Source organism: Spirochaetales bacterium, assembly GCA_016930085.1.
Lineage (GTDB): Bacteria > Spirochaetota > Spirochaetia > SZUA-6 > JAFGRV01 > JAFGHO01.
Genome location: JAFGHO010000125.1, coordinates 45,766 through 66,394, shown reverse-complemented (window position 1 = coordinate 66,394; position 20,629 = coordinate 45,766). Strand labels below are relative to the sequence as shown.

The following is a 20,629-nucleotide window of genomic DNA, read 5'->3' as shown; positions in this document are numbered from 1 at the left end:
CTCAAACAGGTCGACGACCACATCGATCGCAAGCGGCGGCGGAAGCAGTTCCGGCTCATGCCCGTCCAGCCTGACCTGTCCGGGAAACGCGAGCTGCGGATGTTACTCTGTATCGGGTCTCGGCGCCAACAAGAGGGCGCTCACGAACGCGGGTGCGAGTCAGTACATGATCGCCGCGGCCATGATGGAAACCGAAAAAATGGATACCAACTATTCATACTGTGACGGCAAAAGCGGGGATTCCTGCTGCTGCGGCGTCACAAAGGCGAACTGGTATGAGTCACGAACCGCGGGCGCCGGCTACAGCGATTACAGAAGCTTCTGCGACGCCGTCAATGGTTCGCGCAGCGCGGATGTTTCCAACTGGAACCGCCTGAGAAGCTACTGGGGAAGCAAATACTGGGCGGTCCACCGGAATGGCGAATCCGGTAACACCAATCCGAATACGGCGGATATACAGCGATTCAAGGAAGCGAATGACTGGACGGACAGTCACATCGGCGGCCACCTGTCCGACGATATCCGCTTCTGGGTCGATGTGCCCGCGATCTAGACGGTAAAAGGCCCCGCTTTACCGTGATATTTTTCAGCCGGGGAGTACGGCTTCCCGGCTGGTTTTTTTTTTTCGTTTATGCGATAATGTAGCCAATGAAAACGATAAAATCCCTCATCAACTCGACATTTTTTAATTTTGCCGGTGTCGGTTTGCTCGGGGTCCTTTCGAACAGCACGATTTTTTTCATCTTCGTCGACCTCCTGAAACTTCCCCCGAATGCCGTCGCCGTCGCCGCATTTCTTGCCGTGACCGTGCAGAATTACACGTTGAATCACTTCTGGACCTTCAGGGGGGTCACTGCGGGACAAAAACTCTCTTTGTACGGCTGGTTCAAATTCCTTCTTTCATCTTTGGCCGGGTTCGGCGTGTATCTGCTTGTCCTTAACGGGGTTCTTTACTTTTTCAATCCGCCGTTCAAGGTGATCGCCCACCTCTGCGGGGTCGGGACCGGGGTTGTCTTCAATTATTTCGGGTCGCGGCTGTTTGTGTTCAGAAGAAAGAAACCGGTCGAGAAAACAGGAACGGACGGGAACCCGGATGTCTCAGGGAGACAGGATACTCAATAATAAAAGCCTTTACCTCAAAGCTTCCCCATGATTTTGTATAATCCGTATTGATAATTTCTGTAGCGGTATTCCCGAATCACCTGCCAGTTATAGGCGTTCAAAATATTTTCGGTATACGACCGCTGGACAGGATCGTCGACGTTCGACCAGTAATTGAAATGGACATATACACCCCCTTTGAAACCCGCGAGATAGGATTCGATGATACCGGGATTGTAGGTTTCAACCGAACTCTGGACCGCGCTTTGCTTGTGCAGAAGAAAAATATTCGGATTATGCGTCAGGACAAGCGAGTTCGGGGGGAGAAGACCGGTAAACTCGACCGCATAGCGGTGGTCCGTCCGCGCGGCCCACGCCTCGTCCCCTATCGATCTGACAAACGGAATGAACCAGGTAAAGGAGAAAACGATAAGCGCGAGGAGGACGGCCGATATCGCCCTGAATCTTTTCTTGAGCAGGTTTCTCACGGATGAGGTCCCCAGTCCGATTAATGCCGAAAGTGGCGCGAACGAGAGAAGGGAAAACCGGATGTCCTGGCCGTATTCATAGCTTCCCGCATAGAAAAAGAGGAAGACACCCCAGAACAGCAAAAACCAGAGCAGTACGATAAGTTTTTCCTTTATATAGTGCCTGTTGTCATAAAAGATAAGCCCGATAACGGCAAAAAGGGTAAAGAGAATGGGGAACTTCAGGTTGTTGATGTAGAATATCGAGTTGGTGAAAAGATTGCGGTTAAAATCGTTCATGGACAGTTTTTCCCCGCTCGCGCCCCAGCTGTTGTCCCATACCGAAAAGAGGTGGAGAATGAAGCCCGATGCGAGGAGAAATAAAACAACCCACGCGATATAACTGAATTTCAGGTTTTTCCTGTTTATATTCGTGAAAATGATAGTATCTTTAAGTCTCGTTTTCTTCGTCCAAATATATGATTCATTAAGCAACAAGATAAACTCGATAACCAGGACCAATAATACGCTTTCCGGTCTGAAATTCAGGGTGAACGCGAAGGTCGTGATAAAAAGGAAAAGGGTGACCGGTTTTCTGTTTTTAATATACACCAGTAAAGTAAGTATTGTCAGAGTCATGAAGAAAGCGGTTGACGGTTCGACGGCGCAGGTATTGAACCAGTGAAGGTTCACGGGAATCAGGATATAGGCCAGTGACGCCGTCAACGCGGCGAATACATCGGTAAAAAGCAAAAAGACGATGAAAAACAGCACGACGGCGGCCAGCCCGAGCAGGATATTATTGAGGATGAAAATAAAAAGTTCGTTCGTCCCGAAAAGCCGGAAGACGACACTTGTCAGATAGGGGTACCCCTGCGGCTGTTTGTTGTATTCTCCCTGGACGATCCTGAGAATATTGTTTTCATAGTATCCCTCGTTACATAAAACGGCCTTCCGCCCGTCAGCGATACATTGGCCGATGTTGTTGTAAATATCTTCATCGTAGTATATTCGGTGAACACGGGGCGCCATAAAAGATGCCAGAAGAATGCCGGCGATCGCGACGACAAGCACCAGAACTTTATATCTCGCCTCGATTTTTTTCAATATGGCCCTGAAGTATTTGATATTGAGGAAGAAAAGAGCGATGAAGAGAATGAAAACAGCCTCGAGAAGATAAACGGAATAAACGGAAAGAAATTGCTGCAGGTCGTAGACGGGAAGATTCCGGGATATAAGCAGGATACCGATAAATAATGCAAAGGCGAGATAATGCGATAATCTCAAAAACAGGTATTGCATAAAGCCGATGACGCCCAAAAACGCGATATAAAGATAATCGATAATCAATGTATATACCTTCACAATCCGATTGACGATTAATTTCATTATCTTTACGATCCCGGTATGCATTGTCATGTCTCCTTAAAAATACAGGTGCTTGATGAAACTGTAGATATAGGGGAAAAAGGCTTTGGACATCTTGATATGGGATTCGCCGTATTTTCTTCTGTGTTCATGCGTGGGTACCTCCCCCATGATGTAATTTTTTTTCAGTGTCTTGATGATCATTTCCTGTTCGATGGTTGTCGTGTTCGATTCGAGGCCGAGGTCCCTGAGAACGGCCCCGCGGATCGCCCTGAACCCGTTCTGGCTGTCACTCAGCTGTACCTTGAATTTACTGTTGATGCAGAAGGTGATAAACGAGCTGCCCGTCAACCGCATGAACTCGTCGAATCCGCCGTGAAGCTCGCTCGATCCGCCGATAAGCCGCGAACCGGTGACATGGTCGGCCTTTCCCTCCTGGATCGGTTTGACAAGCCTCGGGATATCCTCCGGATCGTGGGACCCGTCCGCGTCGATAAATACGACGATATCCTCGTCATCGACGTGATCGATCGACGCCCTGATTCCGCTTCCCTTTCCTTTGCCGGGGTCCAGCACGACCTTCGCGCCGCATGATGCGGCGATATCCCGGGTTTTGTCCTGTGAATTGCCGTCCACCACAATCACCTTGTTCGTGAATTTTTTGCATGCCCGGACTATTTCGCCGATCGACTGTTCTTCGTCTTTCGCCGGGATGACGACACATAAACGATCAATTAATGCCATGAGATCTTCTCCTTATAAATAAATTACTCAGTATATTCTGATATGCTTCGCAGGGCGTCCAGCAATGGGGACATCTGCCGCTTCTGATCGCTTTATTGACGGCGAGGGACCGTTCTTTCGAGAGAATTCTCAGGAGATCGAAGTCGTTCTCCCTCAAATCCCCGAGATTCGTATCGAGACCCGTACAGGGAAACACGTTGCCGCGGTTATCGATGAAACAGGAGATACTTCCGGAATTGCACGGGAAGGGTGAACGTCGGGACCGCAGGTAGCGCCCGATGTTTTTCAGGTACACGTATTCGAGAAGCGCGACAGGATTGACGAGGAAAAAGCCCTTTCTCGAGACAAACTCATTGATGAGGGAGATACTTTTTTCGATATCGAAATCGAGCCGTTCGTTGGAATAGAGATTTTCCGAATAATGGTAGATGTTGAGGTGTATGTCGGAATCGCCGATATCGGGAAGATATTCCCTCAAATCCCCGACAAAGCTTTCGAAGTGGTCGATGTTGAACGGTGATAATGTACAACCGATATAGACCTCGATATTTTTGATCTTTTTCAATTCACGGTACGTCGCGATACTCCGGTCGAAAGCACGGTCGGAGTTTCGTATCCTGTTGTGAACCTCCCGGTTACCGTCGATGCTCACGGTAATGACCACTTTATTGAACCTCAGAGATGCGATCTCCTTCGTCACCGCGACGATACGGTCGGTCAGATACCCGTTCGTGGGATAGTGGAGGAGAACGAGGTGCGGGAGATGCTTTCTGATGCTTTTCGTAATATCGAGCAGGTCGTTTCTCAGGAATATCTCCCCGCCGGTGAGATCGATCCAGTTGAAAAACGGGTTGAGGCGGAAAAACCGGTCGATTTCATCGAATGTCAATTCGCCGCTCGATTTCCGTTTCCATACGCAGCAGGTAAGGCAGCGGAGATTGCATTTGCTCGTAATCGCGAAGGTCAGCTTGTACGGATACGGGAGGGCGTTGAATGAGGAAAGCACGATGTTCCGCGCAAAGAGGAGATAATCTCTGATTTTTCTGGCAAACGTCATCGGTTTCTTATCCGGATTCCCTTATTCCCGTTATTTTGTACAGACCGTATTTGTATTGCTTGTAATAATATTCTTTTATAATCTCGTACTTGTATTTGTTCAAAATCAGTTCGGTAAATCCCCGTTGCAGGTCATTCGGAAAATTTGACCAGTAATTATAGTGGATATAGACATTGTCGTTGAACCGCTGGCGATGGTACTCGATAATCCCCGGCCGGTAGGTTTCACTCGAGGTCTGGACCGCGCTTTGCTTGTGGATCAGGAACATGTTCGGGTTGTGGGTGTAGATGATCGAGTTTCCCGGCATCAGGGAGATGAACTCCATCGCGTAGTGATGATCCATTCTGCTCATTTCGTTTTCACCGCCCGCTTCCGAGCGGATGTACGGCATAAAATAGACCAGATTCGCGATCACCAAAAGCGGCAGGACCGCCGGGATCCGTTTGAATCGCGCGGTCAAAAGTCCGCGCAGAAACGATGCCCCCAGACCGATCAGTATCGATAAGGGGACATGGGTGAGGACCGTGAAACGGATACTGAGCCAGTCATTATAGTTGTATTCACCCGCATAAAAGACGAGAAACATGGCCCAGAAGACCACAAACCATCCTAGCAGGATGAGTTTGTCTCTGATATGTTCCCTGTTTTTGTAAAAGACAAGACCGGTGATCGCAAGCAGGGTGAAGAACACGGGAAAAAATGCATTATTGAAATAAAAGAGGGTGTTCGTCGAGAGATGGGGAAGCAAAAAGTCGGTCGAGATCTTTTTTACGTTCTCGCCCGCCCCCCAGTCGTAATCTCTCACCGAATAGAGATGGAGGAATATCCCGGTTGAAAGGATCAGAAACAGGACACCGAAGATATACAGATCTCTCCGTTTCAGGATCCGGATGTCTTTCAACAGGATGACGAGCAGCGCGACAAAGGCGATAATGATGCTTTCCGTCCTGAAATTGAATGAAAATGCCAGCGATACGGCAAAAAAGAAGAGGGTCGCCGGCTTTTTGTTTCGTATATAAAGCAGCAGGGCAAACACGGCCAGGGCCGCGAAAAAGGCGGCCGCGGGCTCGACCGACGATGTATTGAACCATTGGAGGTTGGCCGGTATACAGAAGAAGGCGAGTGAAGCCATGAGTCCCGCGAAGGTGTTTTTAAACAGGAGAAAGGAAATAAAAAAAACCACGATGATCGTCAACCCGAAGAGGACGTTGTTCATGACGAACGAATGGATTTCGTTCGTCCCGAAGATTCTGAAAATGATGCTGATAAGGTGCGGGTAACCCGCCGGCTGCTTGTTGTATTCTTCCGTAGCGACATTCAGTTCCCCGTTTTCGTAATAACCTTCATTACACATGACCGCCCGTTTGTGCGGTGATGCAATGCACTGGCCGATGCTGTTATAGATGTCCTCGTCGTAAAAAGAACGGTGGTGACGCGGGGTGACGGCCGATACCAGGATCATCCCGGCAACCGCCAATAAAAGCAGCAGAAGGAGGGGCTTTTTCCCGATTTCCCGGCATATTTCCCTGATATATCGTATGTTGAAGAAACACGCGCAGAGGAGAAGAAAGAAATTGAACTCGAGCAGATATACATAATAGGAGGCGAGAAAGGAATGTAATTCGTGGATCTGCATCCCGGATAGCAGAAGTATGATGAAAGCGGCGACCGCAAGGAAAGCGATTATGAGTATATTGACAATCAGGATGTTTTTAACGGTGAATATACGGTCTGCGGGCGGATTTTTATCGATTAATCCGTTGTCGACGGCGGGAGGTTCACCCGGTGATCCCTTCATGGTTTTCTCACCAGGTAATTACCGAGAACCAGATATCGTGCTTTTGTATTCAGAAATGTGGCAAGTGCGTCCTCCGGCGAGCAGACAAGGGGATCTCCGTGTATATTGAAACTGGTATTAAGCAGTATTCCGCTTCCCGACAGGTTTTTATATTCTTGAAGCAGCCGCTTGTATCGCGGATTTTCGTTTCTGATGATCTGTGGTCTGCATGAACCGTCGATATTGATCACCCCCTGTACCAGGGGCAGTTTGTCCTTTTTTACCATGTACCCCATGGTCATAAAGGCGTTCGGCGTTCCCTTGAGGTCCAAAAGGATTTCCTTTGCATCCTCATAGAGCATGGACGGACAAAACGGCTGATACCACACCCGTTTTTTTTGAACGAGATTCAATTCGTTTTTTATTTCCTGTGAATGCGGCGGGGCCAGGATACTTCTGTTACCGAGGGCCCGCGGTCCGTACTCCATTCTCCCCTGAAACCAGAAGACGATATTTCCTTCATGGATAATTGCGGCGACATCCTTTTCGATCGACGTACTCAAGGTGTATCGTATTTTGTTCCGGTCGCTTTTTTCAAGAAGGGTTTTTATGTAATCATCCGAATATTCCGGGCCGAAGTAAACCTTCGAAACATCATATCGTGATTTCCCGTTGAGCCGGTAATTCGCCGCCATCGCGCTTCCCAAAGCAAGCCCGCCGTCTCCCATGTGGGGGAAAATGTACACATCCTCGACTTCGGGCAGATTTTTGAGAAGCATGTTTACCTTTATATTGGAACATGTCCCCCCGGAAAGGCAGAGTTTTTTCAATCCCGTTTCCTTGACGGCGTTCCTGACGAGTTCCGTAATTTTGAGTTCCAGTGTACGCTGTGCCATATAGGCAAACTGTTCGGAAGGATATTTCCAGAGAATTTGTTTCAGTTTTTTATAGGTTTTAAGCGATCCGTATCGTGCCCTCACCTCGAGGCCCTTGACGGTAAAGAAATCGAGAAGGGGATTCTTATCGTCCTCGATGACCAGGGCGTAATTGGCGAGGGCCATCACCTTGCCCTCGTCTTCGAGTTCCCTCATGTTGAGGAGATTGGTGACGTGTTCGAAAAATATCCCGAAAGAATTCCTCCCGGAAACCGCCTTGATCCGTTCGAGCTTTCCGTCGACAAACGAGCTTATGGTACACGAGAGGGTGTCCCCGATGCCGTCGATGGTAATGACCAGACCTTTATCGAATCCGCTCGAAAAGGCTGCGCTTGCCGCGTGGCAGAAGTGATGATCGAAAAGGGACAACCGGAAATTTCTGAAACCCATCTTTTTCAGTTTGCGTTTTAAAAGTGATGTGCTGATCCATCGTGAAACAGGGTCGAACTGTAGCTCCGTAATCTTGTATTTCAGCTGTTTCTTGACCGCATCGAGGGCGGAATATTCCTTTTTCCTGCGTCGCAGCAGGTAGTAGCTTTCCTTCAGAAACGGGAACAACCGCCATAATGTTTTGGCGAATTCGGTCGTGGAAGCGGCAATGACACCGACATCTTTCTTTTTTATATTCGCGTAGCGCAAAGCATATTCGATCGATTTTTCCGGAAAGGCAATATCGAGTTTTCTTCTCGACAACCGTTCTTCGTTGATCGCAAAGAGAATGGTATCGTTTTCAAGCAGCGCGATCCCGGAATCGTGACCGTCCCATATTCCAAGAATATACATATAACGTCCTTATCATTGTATTGCCGTATAATAATGTAATATACGGAAGGTGAATTTGTCAAGATACGGGTTCCGGTGAATCGTCCGAAGTTTTCGATCAGTACATTTTGACGGTTATCCCTTTCATTTGAAGTGCTTCGATGATACGGGGCGGGTATTGATCGAGTGCCGTCATCAGAGTATCGACCGATAGAAGATTAAGGAGTTCGGATTCAGGCAGATTATTGCACAGACCGATGTTCAGTTCCTCGAGGTGTTTCAGGTCGTTCACCCCGGCGATGCTTTCGAGACGGGGATTGTCGCCGACCCACAGGGTGCGGAGATTTTCACAATGCCCGATACCGTCGAGATCGGTGAGGTTGACATTCCAGAGAATCATGGAGGTGATCGAAGGGGGGAATCGCTTGAAATCGAGGGGCGCCAGGTGAGTGTGTTTTTCGAGATGTAATTTGGTCAGTTTTTTTAACGTTGAAATATCGGGGAGTTTGCTCAGGTCCTGATACGAAAACTCGAGTTCCTCGATAGCTTCCAGGTATTCGAGGCCCCGGAGATCTCGGATGTGTCCCGGTTCCATATAGCCGGGGCCGCCGATAGCGAGGGCTTTCAGGTTTCTCAGCGAGGCGGGAATTTGAAGCACGGTTTCATCCCCGGTTCCAAAGCGGTTGTTCCCGAGATACAGCCTCCTGAGGCCGGTCAGACCGTCGACATTTCCGAGTATGGCGATCCTGTTCTCGTACAGATCGAGGGTTTCGAGGTGCGACAGCGTCCCGATGTTCTCGATTTTTTCGATGAGGTTGGTGCCGAGATTGAGGGAGGTGAGGTTCGTCAGTGCCGACAGGTTTTCGAGCCTGCTTATCTCGTTGCCGCTCATGTATAGGGTTTGAAGCCGTGTCAGTGTATCGAGGTTTTCGATTTTTTTGATGTGCGCCCCGCCCAGGAAGAGGTGTTTCAGGTTGGTCAGCCTTTCGAGGTTTTCGATCCTTTCGATTTCGGTCACACTCATATAAAGAGTTTCCAGGTTCCGTAATGCGTCGAGGTTCTCGATTTTCCGGATGCCGTTATAACTCAATGAAAGGCTACGGAGATTCGTCAGCCGTTCGAGATTCCGGATCGCATCAATCCTGTTCATCCGCAGATCGAGTTCCCTCAGATTCACGAGGGTATCGAGATGTTCGATCCGCTCGATTTTGTTTTTACAGAGATTGAGTATCGTGAGGCCGGTCAACCCCTCGAGGTTTTCGATGGTTTCGATCAGGTTCCCGTAAAGGTCGAGGGTTTCGAGGCCGGAAAGACCGTCGAGGTTCTCCAGCTTCGAGATCGAATTTCCCCTGAGGTAAAGGTGTTTGAGGTTCCCTGACGAATCGAGGTTCTCGATGGTCGTGATTCGGTTGAAATAGAGATTGAGGATTTCGAGATCGGGAAGGCGGTCGAGGTTTTCGATCCTTTGTATCAGGTTGTCGTAGAGATCGAGGTGCCTGAGGCCGGCCAACCCTTCGAGGTTTTCAATCTTCGTTATCATGTTGTGACTCAGATAAAGCCGTTCGATGTGAGGCGGACTTTCCGGACCCGCGATCGCGGAGATCCGGTTTCCCCGCAGGTCGAGTACCTTGAGATTGCCGAGAAGCCCGATATTTTCAATTTTGTCCAGTGTATTGTCGTTGATTGCGAGAAACAGGAGGTCATCGAGGCCGTCGAGTTGTTCGATCCGTGATATCGAATTGAGTCGGAGACAGAGGGCTTTCAGGTGCGGGGATTTCCGGATATAGCCCGAATAACCGTCTGTCACCGAAGGACCGGTCAGCTGTAAAAACTCCAACCGCTTGAATAAGGAAAGATTATCGAGGATCCTCGGGGAAGGATCGTTCAGAAAAAGCCGTTTCACCCCCGTATTCCCGATGATACGGTTGTCGATGTACTCGTCGATGATGGAGATACCCAGAAAGTCGAGGGACTCGGGTTTCAACGCGAAGAGTTTTTCGTAATATTGGACCGCGCGGGCGAGATCGGTCTCGTAATAATAATTCCCCAAAAAATTGTATGGCTGGTAATAACCGGGATCGAGTTCGACCGCCTTCTCGAAATATGGTATCGCCCTGTCCTTTTCGTTTTTTATCCAGAAATAATGCCCGGTTTCCGATACCAGTTCCGCGTGTGTCCCCTTCCCGAATCGTTCGACCGTTTCTATCACCAGGGGGTGATTGCTGAAACCGTAGTAGAAAGGATAAGCACAGTAAAACGAGATATTGACCGTCTTCAACAGAAACAGCCGCAAAGACACGTTGTCGGGGAAAAGCCCGATTCCCTTTTCGGCGGAAGCGAATGCCCCCGGGATATCGTAGTCGGCAAGCAATGCTTTCACGTTTCGTACAGACGGATTTCCGGACAACTCCGGAATAAGGACAAATCCGGTTACACAGACGATAACCGCCGTTATCGATATCGTTACGATCATGATGATGAGTTTTTTCTCCATATTCGTTTGTCCTCCCCGTCCCGCCGGATAAATACCTCGGCATCAACAGCGGTAAGTATACCGGTTCACCGTTATTATGTAAATGCGACATCCTGCGGCCGGCCGGGATGGCGACGTCGGGAATCGGACCTGTCCGATGACGGTAATCACGATATTCATAAAAAGGGGGCCTCGATATGAAGAGGGTTCGGCGAGGGAAGAACGGGTTGATTTTTTTACGAGGAATTTGTACAACTGATACAGGGAAAAAAAGAAATGTCTGTCGAAAGCAAACGATCAACCGGGATTTTTTTGTTTTTTACCATTATCCTGTTTTTATTACCGGGATGTTTCGGAAAAACGATCAAGGGACCCGCAATCGTATTCGAGAAAGACGCGGTCAATTTCGGTGAAGTACGGGAAGGGGATCGTGTCCCGTATTCATTTTCTTTTTCGAATCCCGGAAGCGAAGTGCTTGTCATCAATGATCTTTTACTGTCATGCTGGTGTCTATCGATTGAACGATTCGACAGAGTAATCGAACCCGGCGGCAGCGGTGTCATTTCCGGAGACATACGGACAACTGGTTTTTCGGGATATATGGCAAAAGTGATTACCGTTCAGACGAACATTCCGGAGACACAACCGATGCTGACCCTCGAGGGAATGGTTGTTCCAAAATAGACCGTTGCTATAATGCCGGTAAACGGGGAAAGGAATTAATCGATGATGATGAAAACCATACGGCCTTTCATGCTGCTATTTCTCCTGGCAATTTGCTCGTGCGGACAGGAGGATGCGGGTACGGTCGAAGAACAGCTTGCGAAGCTTGAAAGCATGCGCCTTGCGGCCGTGAAAATCGAGAAGTCGCTGCAGGAAAAAAAGGGTAACGCCTATCTGGAAACGCACGACAGATATTACCGGGAAATGAACCTGAGGGCGGAAACGGCAATGCGGTTTCTCGAAGGGATTTCTCTTGAAGACCGGTCAAAGGAGGATCTCGAGGGTCTCATTGAAATCGCCGATATCGCCCACGACGAACTCATGCTGATCACGATCGCGAAAACCCTTTTCATCAGATACGCGGATACAAAATACGAAAAATCCCTGATCCAGCTTTATTTTTCGAACGCATACCTTATCGAACCCGGCGAGATCCTGAATTACGTCACCATTGCCATTTTTCCACCGGACGAACAACTTTACTGCTACTTCATGCTGTCGCTGGGATATGCCGAGACAGGGGCTTACCGGGAAGCGCGGGTGTATTACCGGTTGGCGACGACACTACTCGATTCGATCAAAGCGGATCCCGAATTGAAGAACAAGGTCCCGCTGCTCTATATCGCCGGATTGAGAATGTTTATCATGAGCAGAATCGGAGAACTCGAGGAAGCATACAAAGTACTGCGTCAGGCGCGGGATGAGTTTTCGGACGAACGAGACAAGGTCCAGCTCGGGATATATGAGAAAAGACTGCAGGTACTCGGCGGCAAGGCGATAAACCCCTCCTGTGACCATGTGATCGGCAAGGGAATGCCCGGCAATCTGTCCGAACAAACGGGAAAGGTGCTGTTACTCGATTTTTTCACCTGGGACTGCAGGACCTGCAATACCGATCTGCCGTTTTTGGAACGGCTGCGGGAGCGTATCGATAGTGATGATTTTATCATCGTCGGGATGACGAGGTACGTGGGAAGCTATGAAAACAAAACAGGGATTTCCGAAGAAGAGGAAGCCGGATACATGAAAAATCATTATTACAAAAAGAGAAACCTTACGTGGCCCGTGGCGATCGGTCCGGCGCTCATGTATGACTACGGCATCGATTCGGTTCCGGGCTACATTCTCATCGGCAAGGGCGGTATTGTCCGCGACGGTTACTTCAACGCGGGAAATTTCACCTACCTCGAACGAATGATCAAGGCATTGCTTGCGGAATAGGAGATGTCTTAAAGCAGCTAGAAGGTTTTTTTAATAGCATTGTTAAATTAATATGAAAGATTTTAAAATGACATTTTTTAGGAATTTCTTGCGTAACCTTAAATTATTCTATATATTTAATAGTAATGAATGATTTACCAAAAAATATTAATCCTTGTCCAATAATAGAGGCAGATATTGAGATCAGATTTACTTCTATGCTTCCAGATGATGCCGTATTTGGAGTAATTTACTCAAAAATTTCCTCAGATTTTCCGCACGTAAGGAAATTGCCTATTTTACAAATTCCCGAGGCTATACGATCAAAAGATCCAAGCTTAATATATAATGCGCATTACTCACTTACTAATGATAAGGAGCCATTACAATTTAATATTGGACCACGTGCAATAATTTTCGTGAATATCGATGAATATATTGGTTGGGATAAATATTTTTCGTTTATTAATGATGTTTTAGATAAAATTGATTTGAAAAATATTATATTGAAGACACAACGGATTGGTCTTCGATATATAAATTTTTTTGATCTTTTATTATTCAATAAGATAAATCTCGATATAAAAATTAATAATAAAGAAATTCGGGATGAAAGTACTCATTTGAGGACCGAAATAAAGGATGAAGGCTATATAAAAATCATTAAAATTACAAATAATTTGCCAGTTAAAATTAAAGGGAAAGAAATTGTGGGTTCACTTATTGATATAGATTGCATATATAATATTGGAGACTCTAATTCAATAAATATTATCGAATATAAAAAAATAATCGATAATGGTCACAATAAAGAGAAAACGACATTTTTTAATTTATTAAAACCCGATTTCTTGAAATCCTTAAATCCTGAGTATTAAGAGGAAAAAATGACTGAGAATACTGCTTCAAATATTAAGCCAATAGCTATTGCGACAGCAGCAGTGCTGGTTTTATACGGTGTTCTTGAACAGACAGGTATTGATACTAGTTCTGTATTTAATTTTCCTGATATAGAAGATGAACCTTTTGCCAATAAAATAAATCTTGAAAATATAAATGATCCTGAACGTTCTTTACTAAATAAAATTGAAATAATAAATAAATTTATTAATAAATTAACAAATGATTCGAAGGATTTGGATAGCAGGATTGTAAGTTTAGTAAACGATAATTTTTGGGACTTAATGTAGAAAATGCTTGATTTGGATGATATTAAACAATTTCTTCCAAAATATCTTAGTCCTGAAACAGAAGATAAATTATTCTCAGATTTATCTCTTTTTCCTTCTAATATTGACGACAGAATGTATAGTTACATTGAAAAAGATAGAGAAATAATCTACCAAGGTGACTGTTTAAAAGGATTACTTGTTCTAAATCTTCCTGATAAAGAGATTAGAGCAGCTACTTCTTTGATTTTATCCAATACATGCGATATAGATGTATTTAATAAGCGTAAATATTCTTCAAATATTGTTTATTCTCCTATTTTTAAAATAAGTAAGTATAAAAAATTATTATTAGAAAAACGTATTTATACTGAAAGTTCTATTGAAGATCATTTAAATGACCTAAAAAAACAAAAAATCACGCAAACATTCTTTCTACCAAAAGGCCAAGGTTTATTTGAGGATTCTTTTATATTTTTTGATCGTATTTGTTGCTGTAATAATGAATATATTAAGCGTAAAAATATATCCGATATACGAATAGTCTCATTGTCACAATATGGATTTTGGTTGCTATTATATAAATTATCAATTCATTTTAATAGGATGTGTGAGAGAGTTGATAGAAAGTATTAGGTTTCTCTATATTTTTCTATATTAGCTTAATTTATTATAAATATATTCTATACTAATATTTTCAAGAGAACTAAATTCTAGTGGATAAATTATTGACAGTAATAGATATCAAATTTTTTATCAACACAAACAAAGAGACCTACTTGTTCGATTCAAGTTGTTTTTTATACAACTCCCTTACGGTATTGAGGATCCCGATGTACTTCCCGTCACGGTAATCAGGATAGGTCCATTCGAGGGGCCGGAAGCTCCCTTTTTGAAAGAGGAGGGTGATTTCGCCGTACATGCCGTCCGTGAGGGGGATACGGTGCGAGGAGATCTTCGTCGTTGCGAGGATAAAATTACTCAGGGAGAGAATCCCCGGATCGATATTGACCTTCCGGTTGCCGTCTATCATAAAAGAGGTTTCGATCAGGTTCGTCGCGCGCTTGATGCCGGAAAGACGGTCAGGCAGGATGAGGTCGGAAAAGGAAAAAAAGAACCGCGTGATGGGGGTGCCCATTTCGCCGTCATAGTAGCCGGTATAACCGAAGGGTAACGACGGACTGCGGTAATCGATAGTTCCGAAACGTGCGGTCAGTTCGCGGAGTAATGCAGGTTCCGCTGCCGGGGCGCTTGTCAGGATACCCGTCACGAGTTTGACCGGGGTATAAGGCTTTATGTGTCCCATGGAATTAAGTGTATCAAAAAAAGGGAATACCGTGAAGATATTGACACATCGCATGATATGATGTCATCATGGGGATGTGGCAGACAGGGAATACAAGACAAAGTTTTTATCCCTTATCGAAAGCATTCCTCTTTACAGCCCGCAGGAAATGTTCGATATCCTGAGTGAAAACGGGTATATCGATCAGGAAGAAGCCCGAAAGGCGGTCTGTCTTATGGCATACCGTCACATCGGCAGGGTGAAAAAGATCTACCTCGGCAATATCGACCGGAACAGGCTTCCGGCAAAGGAAAACATCATGCTGATCGGTCCGACCGGCTGCGGGAAAACCTACCTGATCGAACTGCTTTTTGAAAAGGTGCTGAAGCTTCCCACCGTCACTATCGATATCACCTCCTACTCTGAAACAGGATATGTGGGACAGGATGTGGGAAGCATCATGACGAAACTCCTTTACGCGGCGCGTGATGTCCCCCATTTCGCTTCCGTGGGGATTGTCTGCATCGACGAGTTCGACAAAATAGCAGCCGGCAAGAATACGGCGGTGTTCGCGGGTCAGGGAACCACAAAAGACGTGACCGGATTCGGCGTCCAGCGGGAACTTCTGAAAATGCTCGAGGCGGCGGAAATCGATGTGCCGAGTGAACTCAGCCATTCGACATACGCACCGCGGGTCGCGTTCAACACAGCGGATGTCCCTTTTATTGCCTGCGGTACCTTTTCCGGTTTCAGAAAGGTACTCAAGTTCAGCATGCAGGAAGAACATATCGGTTTTAACAGGGAAGCGGATATCGGGCTCTCCGGCGGTATTTCACAGCCCCTCTCACGTGAGGATGTGGAAAAGGCGGCCAATTTCGAGGCGTACGGACTCATGCCCGAACTCGTGGGCCGGTTCGCGCGGATTATCCCTTTCAACCCCCTGTCCGAGGAAACACTGAAAGATATTCTGCACCGGAACACGATTGTCAAGTATATCAACGAATTGATCCTCGACGGTATCAGGCTCGTCGTGGATGATGCGGTCTATGAGGTCATCGTCAAGCGTTGTCTGAAAAAGGAGACCGGGGCCAGGGGACTGCATGCTCTCATTACCGAACATCTTGAAAATGCCTGTTTTGACGCCTACTCCGCAAAGAAAAGGGATATCGCCATTCATCTTACGGTAAAGGACGATACCATCGTCAGTACGATCGAGGAGTAATCGTGAACGGCTTTGACCCGCAGCGCGCATGGGAGCTTCTCGTCACATTTGCCGCCAGTGGAAAACGGCCGCCGGGCACCGCCGAACATAAAGCGGCGATCACCGACTTTTTTCACCGTATGCAGCCGCTTTGCCGGACATCGTGGCTTCAGGAGTTTTCGCTTCCTTTTCGGGGAACACAGATACAGTGCGCGAATGTCTGCGGCCTTATAAAGGGCAGGAATCCGGAATTCACGATTCTTTTGGGAAGCCACTTCGATACGCGGTGGATCGCCGATAATGAAGCCGATCCGGCGCAAAGAAATATCCCCATTCCCGGCGTCAATGACGGAACGAGTGGTGTTGCCGTCATATTGGAACTTATGCGGGCGTTTTCGGAAACGGAGCCGGCAACCGATGTCGTCTTTGTCCTTTTCGACGCCGAGGATGTCGGCAATATCGACGGATACGAGTTCGGCGTGGGTGCGGAAATCTATGCGAAAGAAGGAAGGGTGAAACCCGACCTGGTCATCGCCCTTGATATGGTCGGTGGGTTGGATATGCACCTGAATATCGATTTCAATTCCTGCGTGACCGGGATGTCAAAGGGGGTGCTAAAAACCATATTTTCGATCGGGAGGGGGCTGGGATTTCCCTGTTTTTTCAATAATACGGTGAATGCCGTCATCGGCGATCATTATCCTTTCATTCGTTCCGGGATTCCGGCTGTGATACTCATCGATATCGATTATCCCCAATGGCACACGCAACAGGATACGATAGATCATTGTTCCAGGGATTCCCTTTTCTATGTTGGGGAGGTCCTTTACCGATTTCTGTCGGCGGGGCCCCGTGGAGAGGATGTGAACAAAAAATAAAAAAAATTTGACTTATCAGCAAATCTCCGTTATCTTATAGGAAGCGGAAAAATCAGAGGAAGTCGAGAAGAGCGAAAAAGGATTTGCTTTCGGAATGGGAAAAGACCACATTATCGATATTTTGCTGAAAATAAAGGAAGGCGAAATCCTTCCTGAAGAGGGATACGGGCGGCTCGTCGGTTTGATGAGCGGTCACCTTGGTTTCGCCGAAGTGGATCTTGCCCGTTCCGGGAGAACCGGTTACCCGGAAGTCGTTTATTGCCTGAATAAAACAGACAGGGATATTTGCGATATTGTCGGGGTTCTGAAGCCGGGCAACAGAATCATCCTTCTGACCCGCGCCCGTGAGAGTGTCTACCGTCTTCTGGATAAAAGCTTCGATCATGTGACATTCTACGAGCGAAGCGGCGTGATCACGATCGGCAACATCGGTGAAGGAAGCGGACTGGTAAGTGTCGTTTCCGCCGGGACATCCGATATCCCCATCGCCGAAGAGGCTGCCGTAACGGCCCGCGTCATGGGGTCCGCGGTCACCACCCATTGGGATATCGGCGTCGCGGGGATTCACCGTCTTTTTTCAAAACTCGATGACCTCAGAAAAAGCAGGGTGATTGTCGCCGTAGCCGGAATGGACGGGGCCCTACCGGGAGTGATCGCGGGACTTACCGGCGGCCCGGTAATCGCCGTGCCGACGTCCGTCGGGTATGGAACGGGAAGCGGGGGGTACGCCGCAATGCTGACCATGCTCAATTCCTGTGCGCCGGGTGTTGCGGTGGTAAATATCGATAACGGGTTTGGAGCGGGCTTTATTGCTTCAATGATTAATAAAGGAAAATAACGGTGTGGCTCATCGATATGACCGCGGGATTGAATAGCGTCCTTCTTCTTCAATGTCTTCTCTGTCTGGAAGAAAAGGGGAGCGTTTTTCTGAGGGAAAGTCTAGAGGGATGTCATGTTCCCTACCTCAATGGTATAAGCTCGTTGTTTGGAACAAAGACCACGGACCGGCCACTCGATCGGAAGCGGATAGAGGAGGTTTTCGGAAAATATCCACCAATATCGCATGAAGACGCCCTTGCCTGCACCGGGGCATACGCATCCGTTTTTGGGAAAATCGTCTTGAGCGGGGAAACGGGTGACATCGAGGCTGCGGATCATTTTCTTTTACTTTCGATTATCGTTCTTCTTCAAAAGATAAAGGAGAAAACGGAGATCGTATCAACGGTACCGGGAATCGGCATGACCTCCCCGACCGCCACGATGCACCTTTTCAAAAACAAAAAGATTCGCCTTGATGCCGCGGCGGAATCGGTCCCGCCGCCACTCGCCCGAATACTCCTTCATTATTTCTATCCCTTTACCGTGTCGTACGGGATGAGGATTCGTGAAGTGAGGGAGATAACGGTAAAAGGCGTGAAGCCGTGTGTCAGGCTTATTCGGGGAGAAGGAATTTCAGGATGTGGAAACGGATATGATACCGATGAGGTTTTCGTTTGCGAGATGAATATCGATGACAGTACGCCGGAGGTACTGGCGGAAGCGATGCAAGCGGTGCTTTCAGCGGGCGCCCTGGATTATTTTGTGGTGCCGGCCGGCATGAAGAAAGGACGGACCGGTTTTTTCGTTCAGGTGTTGACAAAACCCGAAGATATTGAAAGGATTGCAGACCTCCTTTTGACCGGGACATCGACCTTCGGGATTCGTTTTTACCGGGCAAAGCGGTTCATGGTATACCGGAAAATCCGGAAAATTGAGACGCCGTTCGGAACGATACGTGTCAAAGAGGGATACAAAGGACGGACCCTGATAAAGCAGATGCCCGAGTTTGACGATCTGCTCGAGATAAGCAGGGGAAAGGGTGTCCCGATACAGCAGGTATATAATAGGATAATGGGAGAAATAAAAAAACAGTTGACTGATCCCGAACAAATGATACAATAACGGTTTGTTCGATAGTCGTGTGGAAACGCTGTAGTGCATCCCGTTTAACTTTAGATATTATAACGGTTTAAGACGGATATAAGGCCGGCGGTCGGTCTTATTTGAAGGAGTGATAGTGGCAAAGACAACTGGAAAGGTGTTCCCGAAGATCAAGTTTTACGATCAGGATCTGGTAGACCTTTATGACAAGACGTGGACCTGGATAAAGGGGTCCTGGAAAAACGGTAATTCCCATAACGGATTGCATACAAAATATTTCAATTATCCCCACAACGATACGATAAATCAGTTTGAGGCGATTTTTTCCAGTTTTTTTCTGGTGTACAGCAACAAGATTTTCCCTGTCACCCCGCTTTTGGATAATTTTTATACAAAACAGGAACCTTCGGGGGCGATACGCGGCATCTACAGTGAAAAAAACGGCCAACCGGTGTTTTCGAAAAATAATCCCGAATGCGTTCTCCCCCCGCTTTTTTCCTGGGCGGAGTTCAATATTTACCACAAACTCGGTTTCAAGAAACGTGTGAAAGAAATCATGCCGGTCCTCGAAAAGTATTACAACTGGCTCGAGAAGACATTCAGGCAGGATAACGGCCTTTATTCCGTGCCGTTGGCCGCCACGACCATGGAAAACTCGCCGCGTGAAGAGATGATGTACCCGATCGATTTCAATGTGCAGCAGGCGATCAATGCCCTCTATATGTCCGCCCTGGGTGAGATAATGAACGACAAGGAACGAAGCTACCGCTTCAAGAAAAAATATTTCTCCCTGAAAACACGGATCAACAACCTTATGTGGAACGAGACCGACGCGTATTACTACGACCTCGACAAAAAGGAACGCCAGCTCAAGGTGAAAACGATCGCTTCCTTCTGGCCGCTTTTCGCGGAAATTCCCAACAAGGTAAAAAGCGAACGTATTATTTCCCATCTTTCCAATCCGAACGAATTCGGACTCGATAATCCTTTTCCCTCACTCGCCGCGAAAGAGCGGCATTTCAACAAACACGGCATGGGGTACCGGGGATCGGTTTTTACCCATTTTACCTTCATGATCGTCAAGGGGCTCGAAAAATACGGCCGTTTCGATCTGGCGCGGCAGGTATCCCTCAGGCATAGTTATTTTCTGCTCGACTGCCTCAACCCGGAAGACGGGAGCGAGGGTTCGCTGTGGGAAGCGTATGTTCCGGTGGGGGCCGGGCCCTCGAAATGGACAAAGAAAAACGAGTTTCCTCGCAAACTTTTTCTTCCGTACGCCGGTTTGTGTACGGTCGCGCTCATGATCGAAAACGTGATCGGGTTTTATATTTCCCTTCCAAGAAAAACGATCGACTGGATCGTCCCGACCCTCGAGGCCATGGGTATGGAGGACCTTTCCCTGAAACGGAATATGATCAAGATCATCTCGAATCAGAGCGGACGCGGCTGGGAAATCAGGCTTGAATCGGAAAAACTCTACTATTTTACGATCAACATTCTCGGGTCGAAAAAGCGGACGCTTCCCATCCCCTCGGGCAAGTGCTCCATCCTCATCGATAAGCTTTAAAG

19 protein-coding genes are annotated in these 20,629 nt (G+C 47.3%); 12 read left to right on the top strand and 7 right to left on the bottom strand.

Annotated elements, in window-relative coordinates:
- Positions 1 to 553 (top strand): hypothetical protein (locus JW881_21145; protein MBN1700030.1); only part of this gene is annotated, 553 nt, incomplete at its 5' end.
- 95 nt (positions 554 to 648) lie between these two features.
- Positions 649 to 1,122, top strand: a complete 474-nt coding sequence (locus tag JW881_21140) for a GtrA family protein (protein MBN1700029.1) — start codon at positions 649 to 651, stop codon at positions 1,120 to 1,122.
- A gap of 14 nt (positions 1,123 to 1,136) precedes the next feature.
- On the opposite strand, the gene JW881_21135 is transcribed toward JW881_21140, so the two are convergent.
- The 6 genes from JW881_21135 to JW881_21110 all read right to left on the bottom strand — a co-directional run bounded on the left by JW881_21135 (position 1,137) and on the right by JW881_21110 (position 10,705).
- The gene (locus tag JW881_21135) at positions 1,137 to 2,981 is read right to left on the bottom strand and encodes a glycosyltransferase family 39 protein (protein ID MBN1700028.1); all 1,845 of its coding nucleotides are present in this window, start codon (positions 2,979 to 2,981) and stop codon (positions 1,137 to 1,139) included.
- Positions 2,982 to 2,993: 12 nt separating this feature from the next.
- Positions 2,994 to 3,680, bottom strand: a complete 687-nt coding sequence (locus JW881_21130; protein MBN1700027.1) for a glycosyltransferase family 2 protein — start codon at positions 3,678 to 3,680, stop codon at positions 2,994 to 2,996.
- The gene (locus JW881_21125; protein ID MBN1700026.1) at positions 3,667 to 4,737 is read right to left on the bottom strand and encodes a radical SAM protein; all 1,071 of its coding nucleotides are present in this window, start codon (positions 4,735 to 4,737) and stop codon (positions 3,667 to 3,669) included. The genes JW881_21130 and JW881_21125 overlap by 14 nt, the downstream gene beginning before the upstream one ends.
- A 7-nt stretch (positions 4,738 to 4,744) precedes the next feature.
- Positions 4,745 to 6,535, bottom strand: coding sequence for a glycosyltransferase family 39 protein (locus tag JW881_21120; protein MBN1700025.1), 1,791 nt, complete (start codon positions 6,533 to 6,535; stop codon positions 4,745 to 4,747).
- Positions 6,532 to 8,232: a hypothetical protein gene (locus tag JW881_21115; protein MBN1700024.1), complete on the bottom strand. Its 1,701-nt coding sequence runs from the start codon at positions 8,230 to 8,232 to the stop codon at positions 6,532 to 6,534. Before JW881_21115 ends, JW881_21120 begins: the two co-directional genes overlap by 4 nt.
- 97 nt (positions 8,233 to 8,329) lie before the next feature.
- Positions 8,330 to 10,705, bottom strand: coding sequence for a leucine-rich repeat protein (locus tag JW881_21110; protein ID MBN1700023.1), 2,376 nt, complete (start codon positions 10,703 to 10,705; stop codon positions 8,330 to 8,332).
- Between the two features lie 255 nt (positions 10,706 to 10,960).
- On the opposite strand from JW881_21110, the gene JW881_21105 reads away from it, so the two are divergent.
- The 5 genes from JW881_21105 to JW881_21085 all read left to right on the top strand — a co-directional run bounded on the left by JW881_21105 (position 10,961) and on the right by JW881_21085 (position 14,412).
- Positions 10,961 to 11,368 carry a DUF1573 domain-containing protein gene (locus JW881_21105; GenBank protein ID MBN1700022.1) on the top strand — a complete coding sequence of 136 codons (408 nt, stop codon included), beginning with the start codon at positions 10,961 to 10,963 and terminating at the stop codon, positions 11,366 to 11,368.
- A gap of 42 nt (positions 11,369 to 11,410) precedes the next feature.
- Entirely contained in the window at positions 11,411 to 12,628 is a 1,218-nt protein-coding gene (locus JW881_21100) for a TlpA family protein disulfide reductase (protein MBN1700021.1), read from the top strand.
- A 125-nt stretch (positions 12,629 to 12,753) separates the two neighbouring features.
- On the top strand, positions 12,754 to 13,485 hold the full coding sequence (locus JW881_21095; GenBank protein ID MBN1700020.1) for a TIGR04255 family protein: 732 nt from the start codon (positions 12,754 to 12,756) through the stop codon (positions 13,483 to 13,485).
- Positions 13,486 to 13,494: 9 nt separating this feature from the next.
- The gene (locus JW881_21090) at positions 13,495 to 13,797 is read left to right on the top strand and encodes a hypothetical protein (GenBank protein MBN1700019.1); all 303 of its coding nucleotides are present in this window, start codon (positions 13,495 to 13,497) and stop codon (positions 13,795 to 13,797) included.
- Between the two features lie 3 nt (positions 13,798 to 13,800).
- Positions 13,801 to 14,412, top strand: coding sequence for a hypothetical protein (locus tag JW881_21085; GenBank protein ID MBN1700018.1), 612 nt, complete (start codon positions 13,801 to 13,803; stop codon positions 14,410 to 14,412).
- Between the two features lie 139 nt (positions 14,413 to 14,551).
- On the opposite strand, the gene JW881_21080 is transcribed toward JW881_21085, so the two are convergent.
- Positions 14,552 to 15,082 carry a DUF4416 family protein gene (locus JW881_21080; protein ID MBN1700017.1) on the bottom strand — a complete coding sequence of 177 codons (531 nt, stop codon included), beginning with the start codon at positions 15,080 to 15,082 and terminating at the stop codon, positions 14,552 to 14,554.
- A gap of 76 nt (positions 15,083 to 15,158) precedes the next feature.
- On the opposite strand from JW881_21080, the gene JW881_21075 reads away from it, so the two are divergent.
- The 5 genes from JW881_21075 to JW881_21055 all read left to right on the top strand — a co-directional run bounded on the left by JW881_21075 (position 15,159) and on the right by JW881_21055 (position 20,627).
- Complete coding sequence (locus tag JW881_21075) at positions 15,159 to 16,283, top strand: AAA family ATPase (protein MBN1700016.1); 1,125 nt, start codon at positions 15,159 to 15,161, stop codon at positions 16,281 to 16,283.
- 2 nt (positions 16,284 to 16,285) lie between these two features.
- Positions 16,286 to 17,140 carry a M28 family peptidase gene (locus tag JW881_21070; GenBank protein MBN1700015.1) on the top strand — a complete coding sequence of 285 codons (855 nt, stop codon included), beginning with the start codon at positions 16,286 to 16,288 and terminating at the stop codon, positions 17,138 to 17,140.
- Positions 17,141 to 17,234: 94 nt separating this feature from the next.
- Positions 17,235 to 17,978, top strand: a complete 744-nt coding sequence (larB, locus tag JW881_21065) for a nickel pincer cofactor biosynthesis protein LarB (GenBank protein MBN1700014.1) — start codon at positions 17,235 to 17,237, stop codon at positions 17,976 to 17,978.
- A gap of 2 nt (positions 17,979 to 17,980) precedes the next feature.
- Positions 17,981 to 19,081, top strand: coding sequence for a DUF111 family protein (locus JW881_21060; protein ID MBN1700013.1), 1,101 nt, complete (start codon positions 17,981 to 17,983; stop codon positions 19,079 to 19,081).
- A 112-nt stretch (positions 19,082 to 19,193) separates the two neighbouring features.
- Complete coding sequence (locus JW881_21055) at positions 19,194 to 20,627, top strand: hypothetical protein (GenBank protein ID MBN1700012.1); 1,434 nt, start codon at positions 19,194 to 19,196, stop codon at positions 20,625 to 20,627.
- Positions 20,628 to 20,629: the final 2 nt, after the last annotated feature.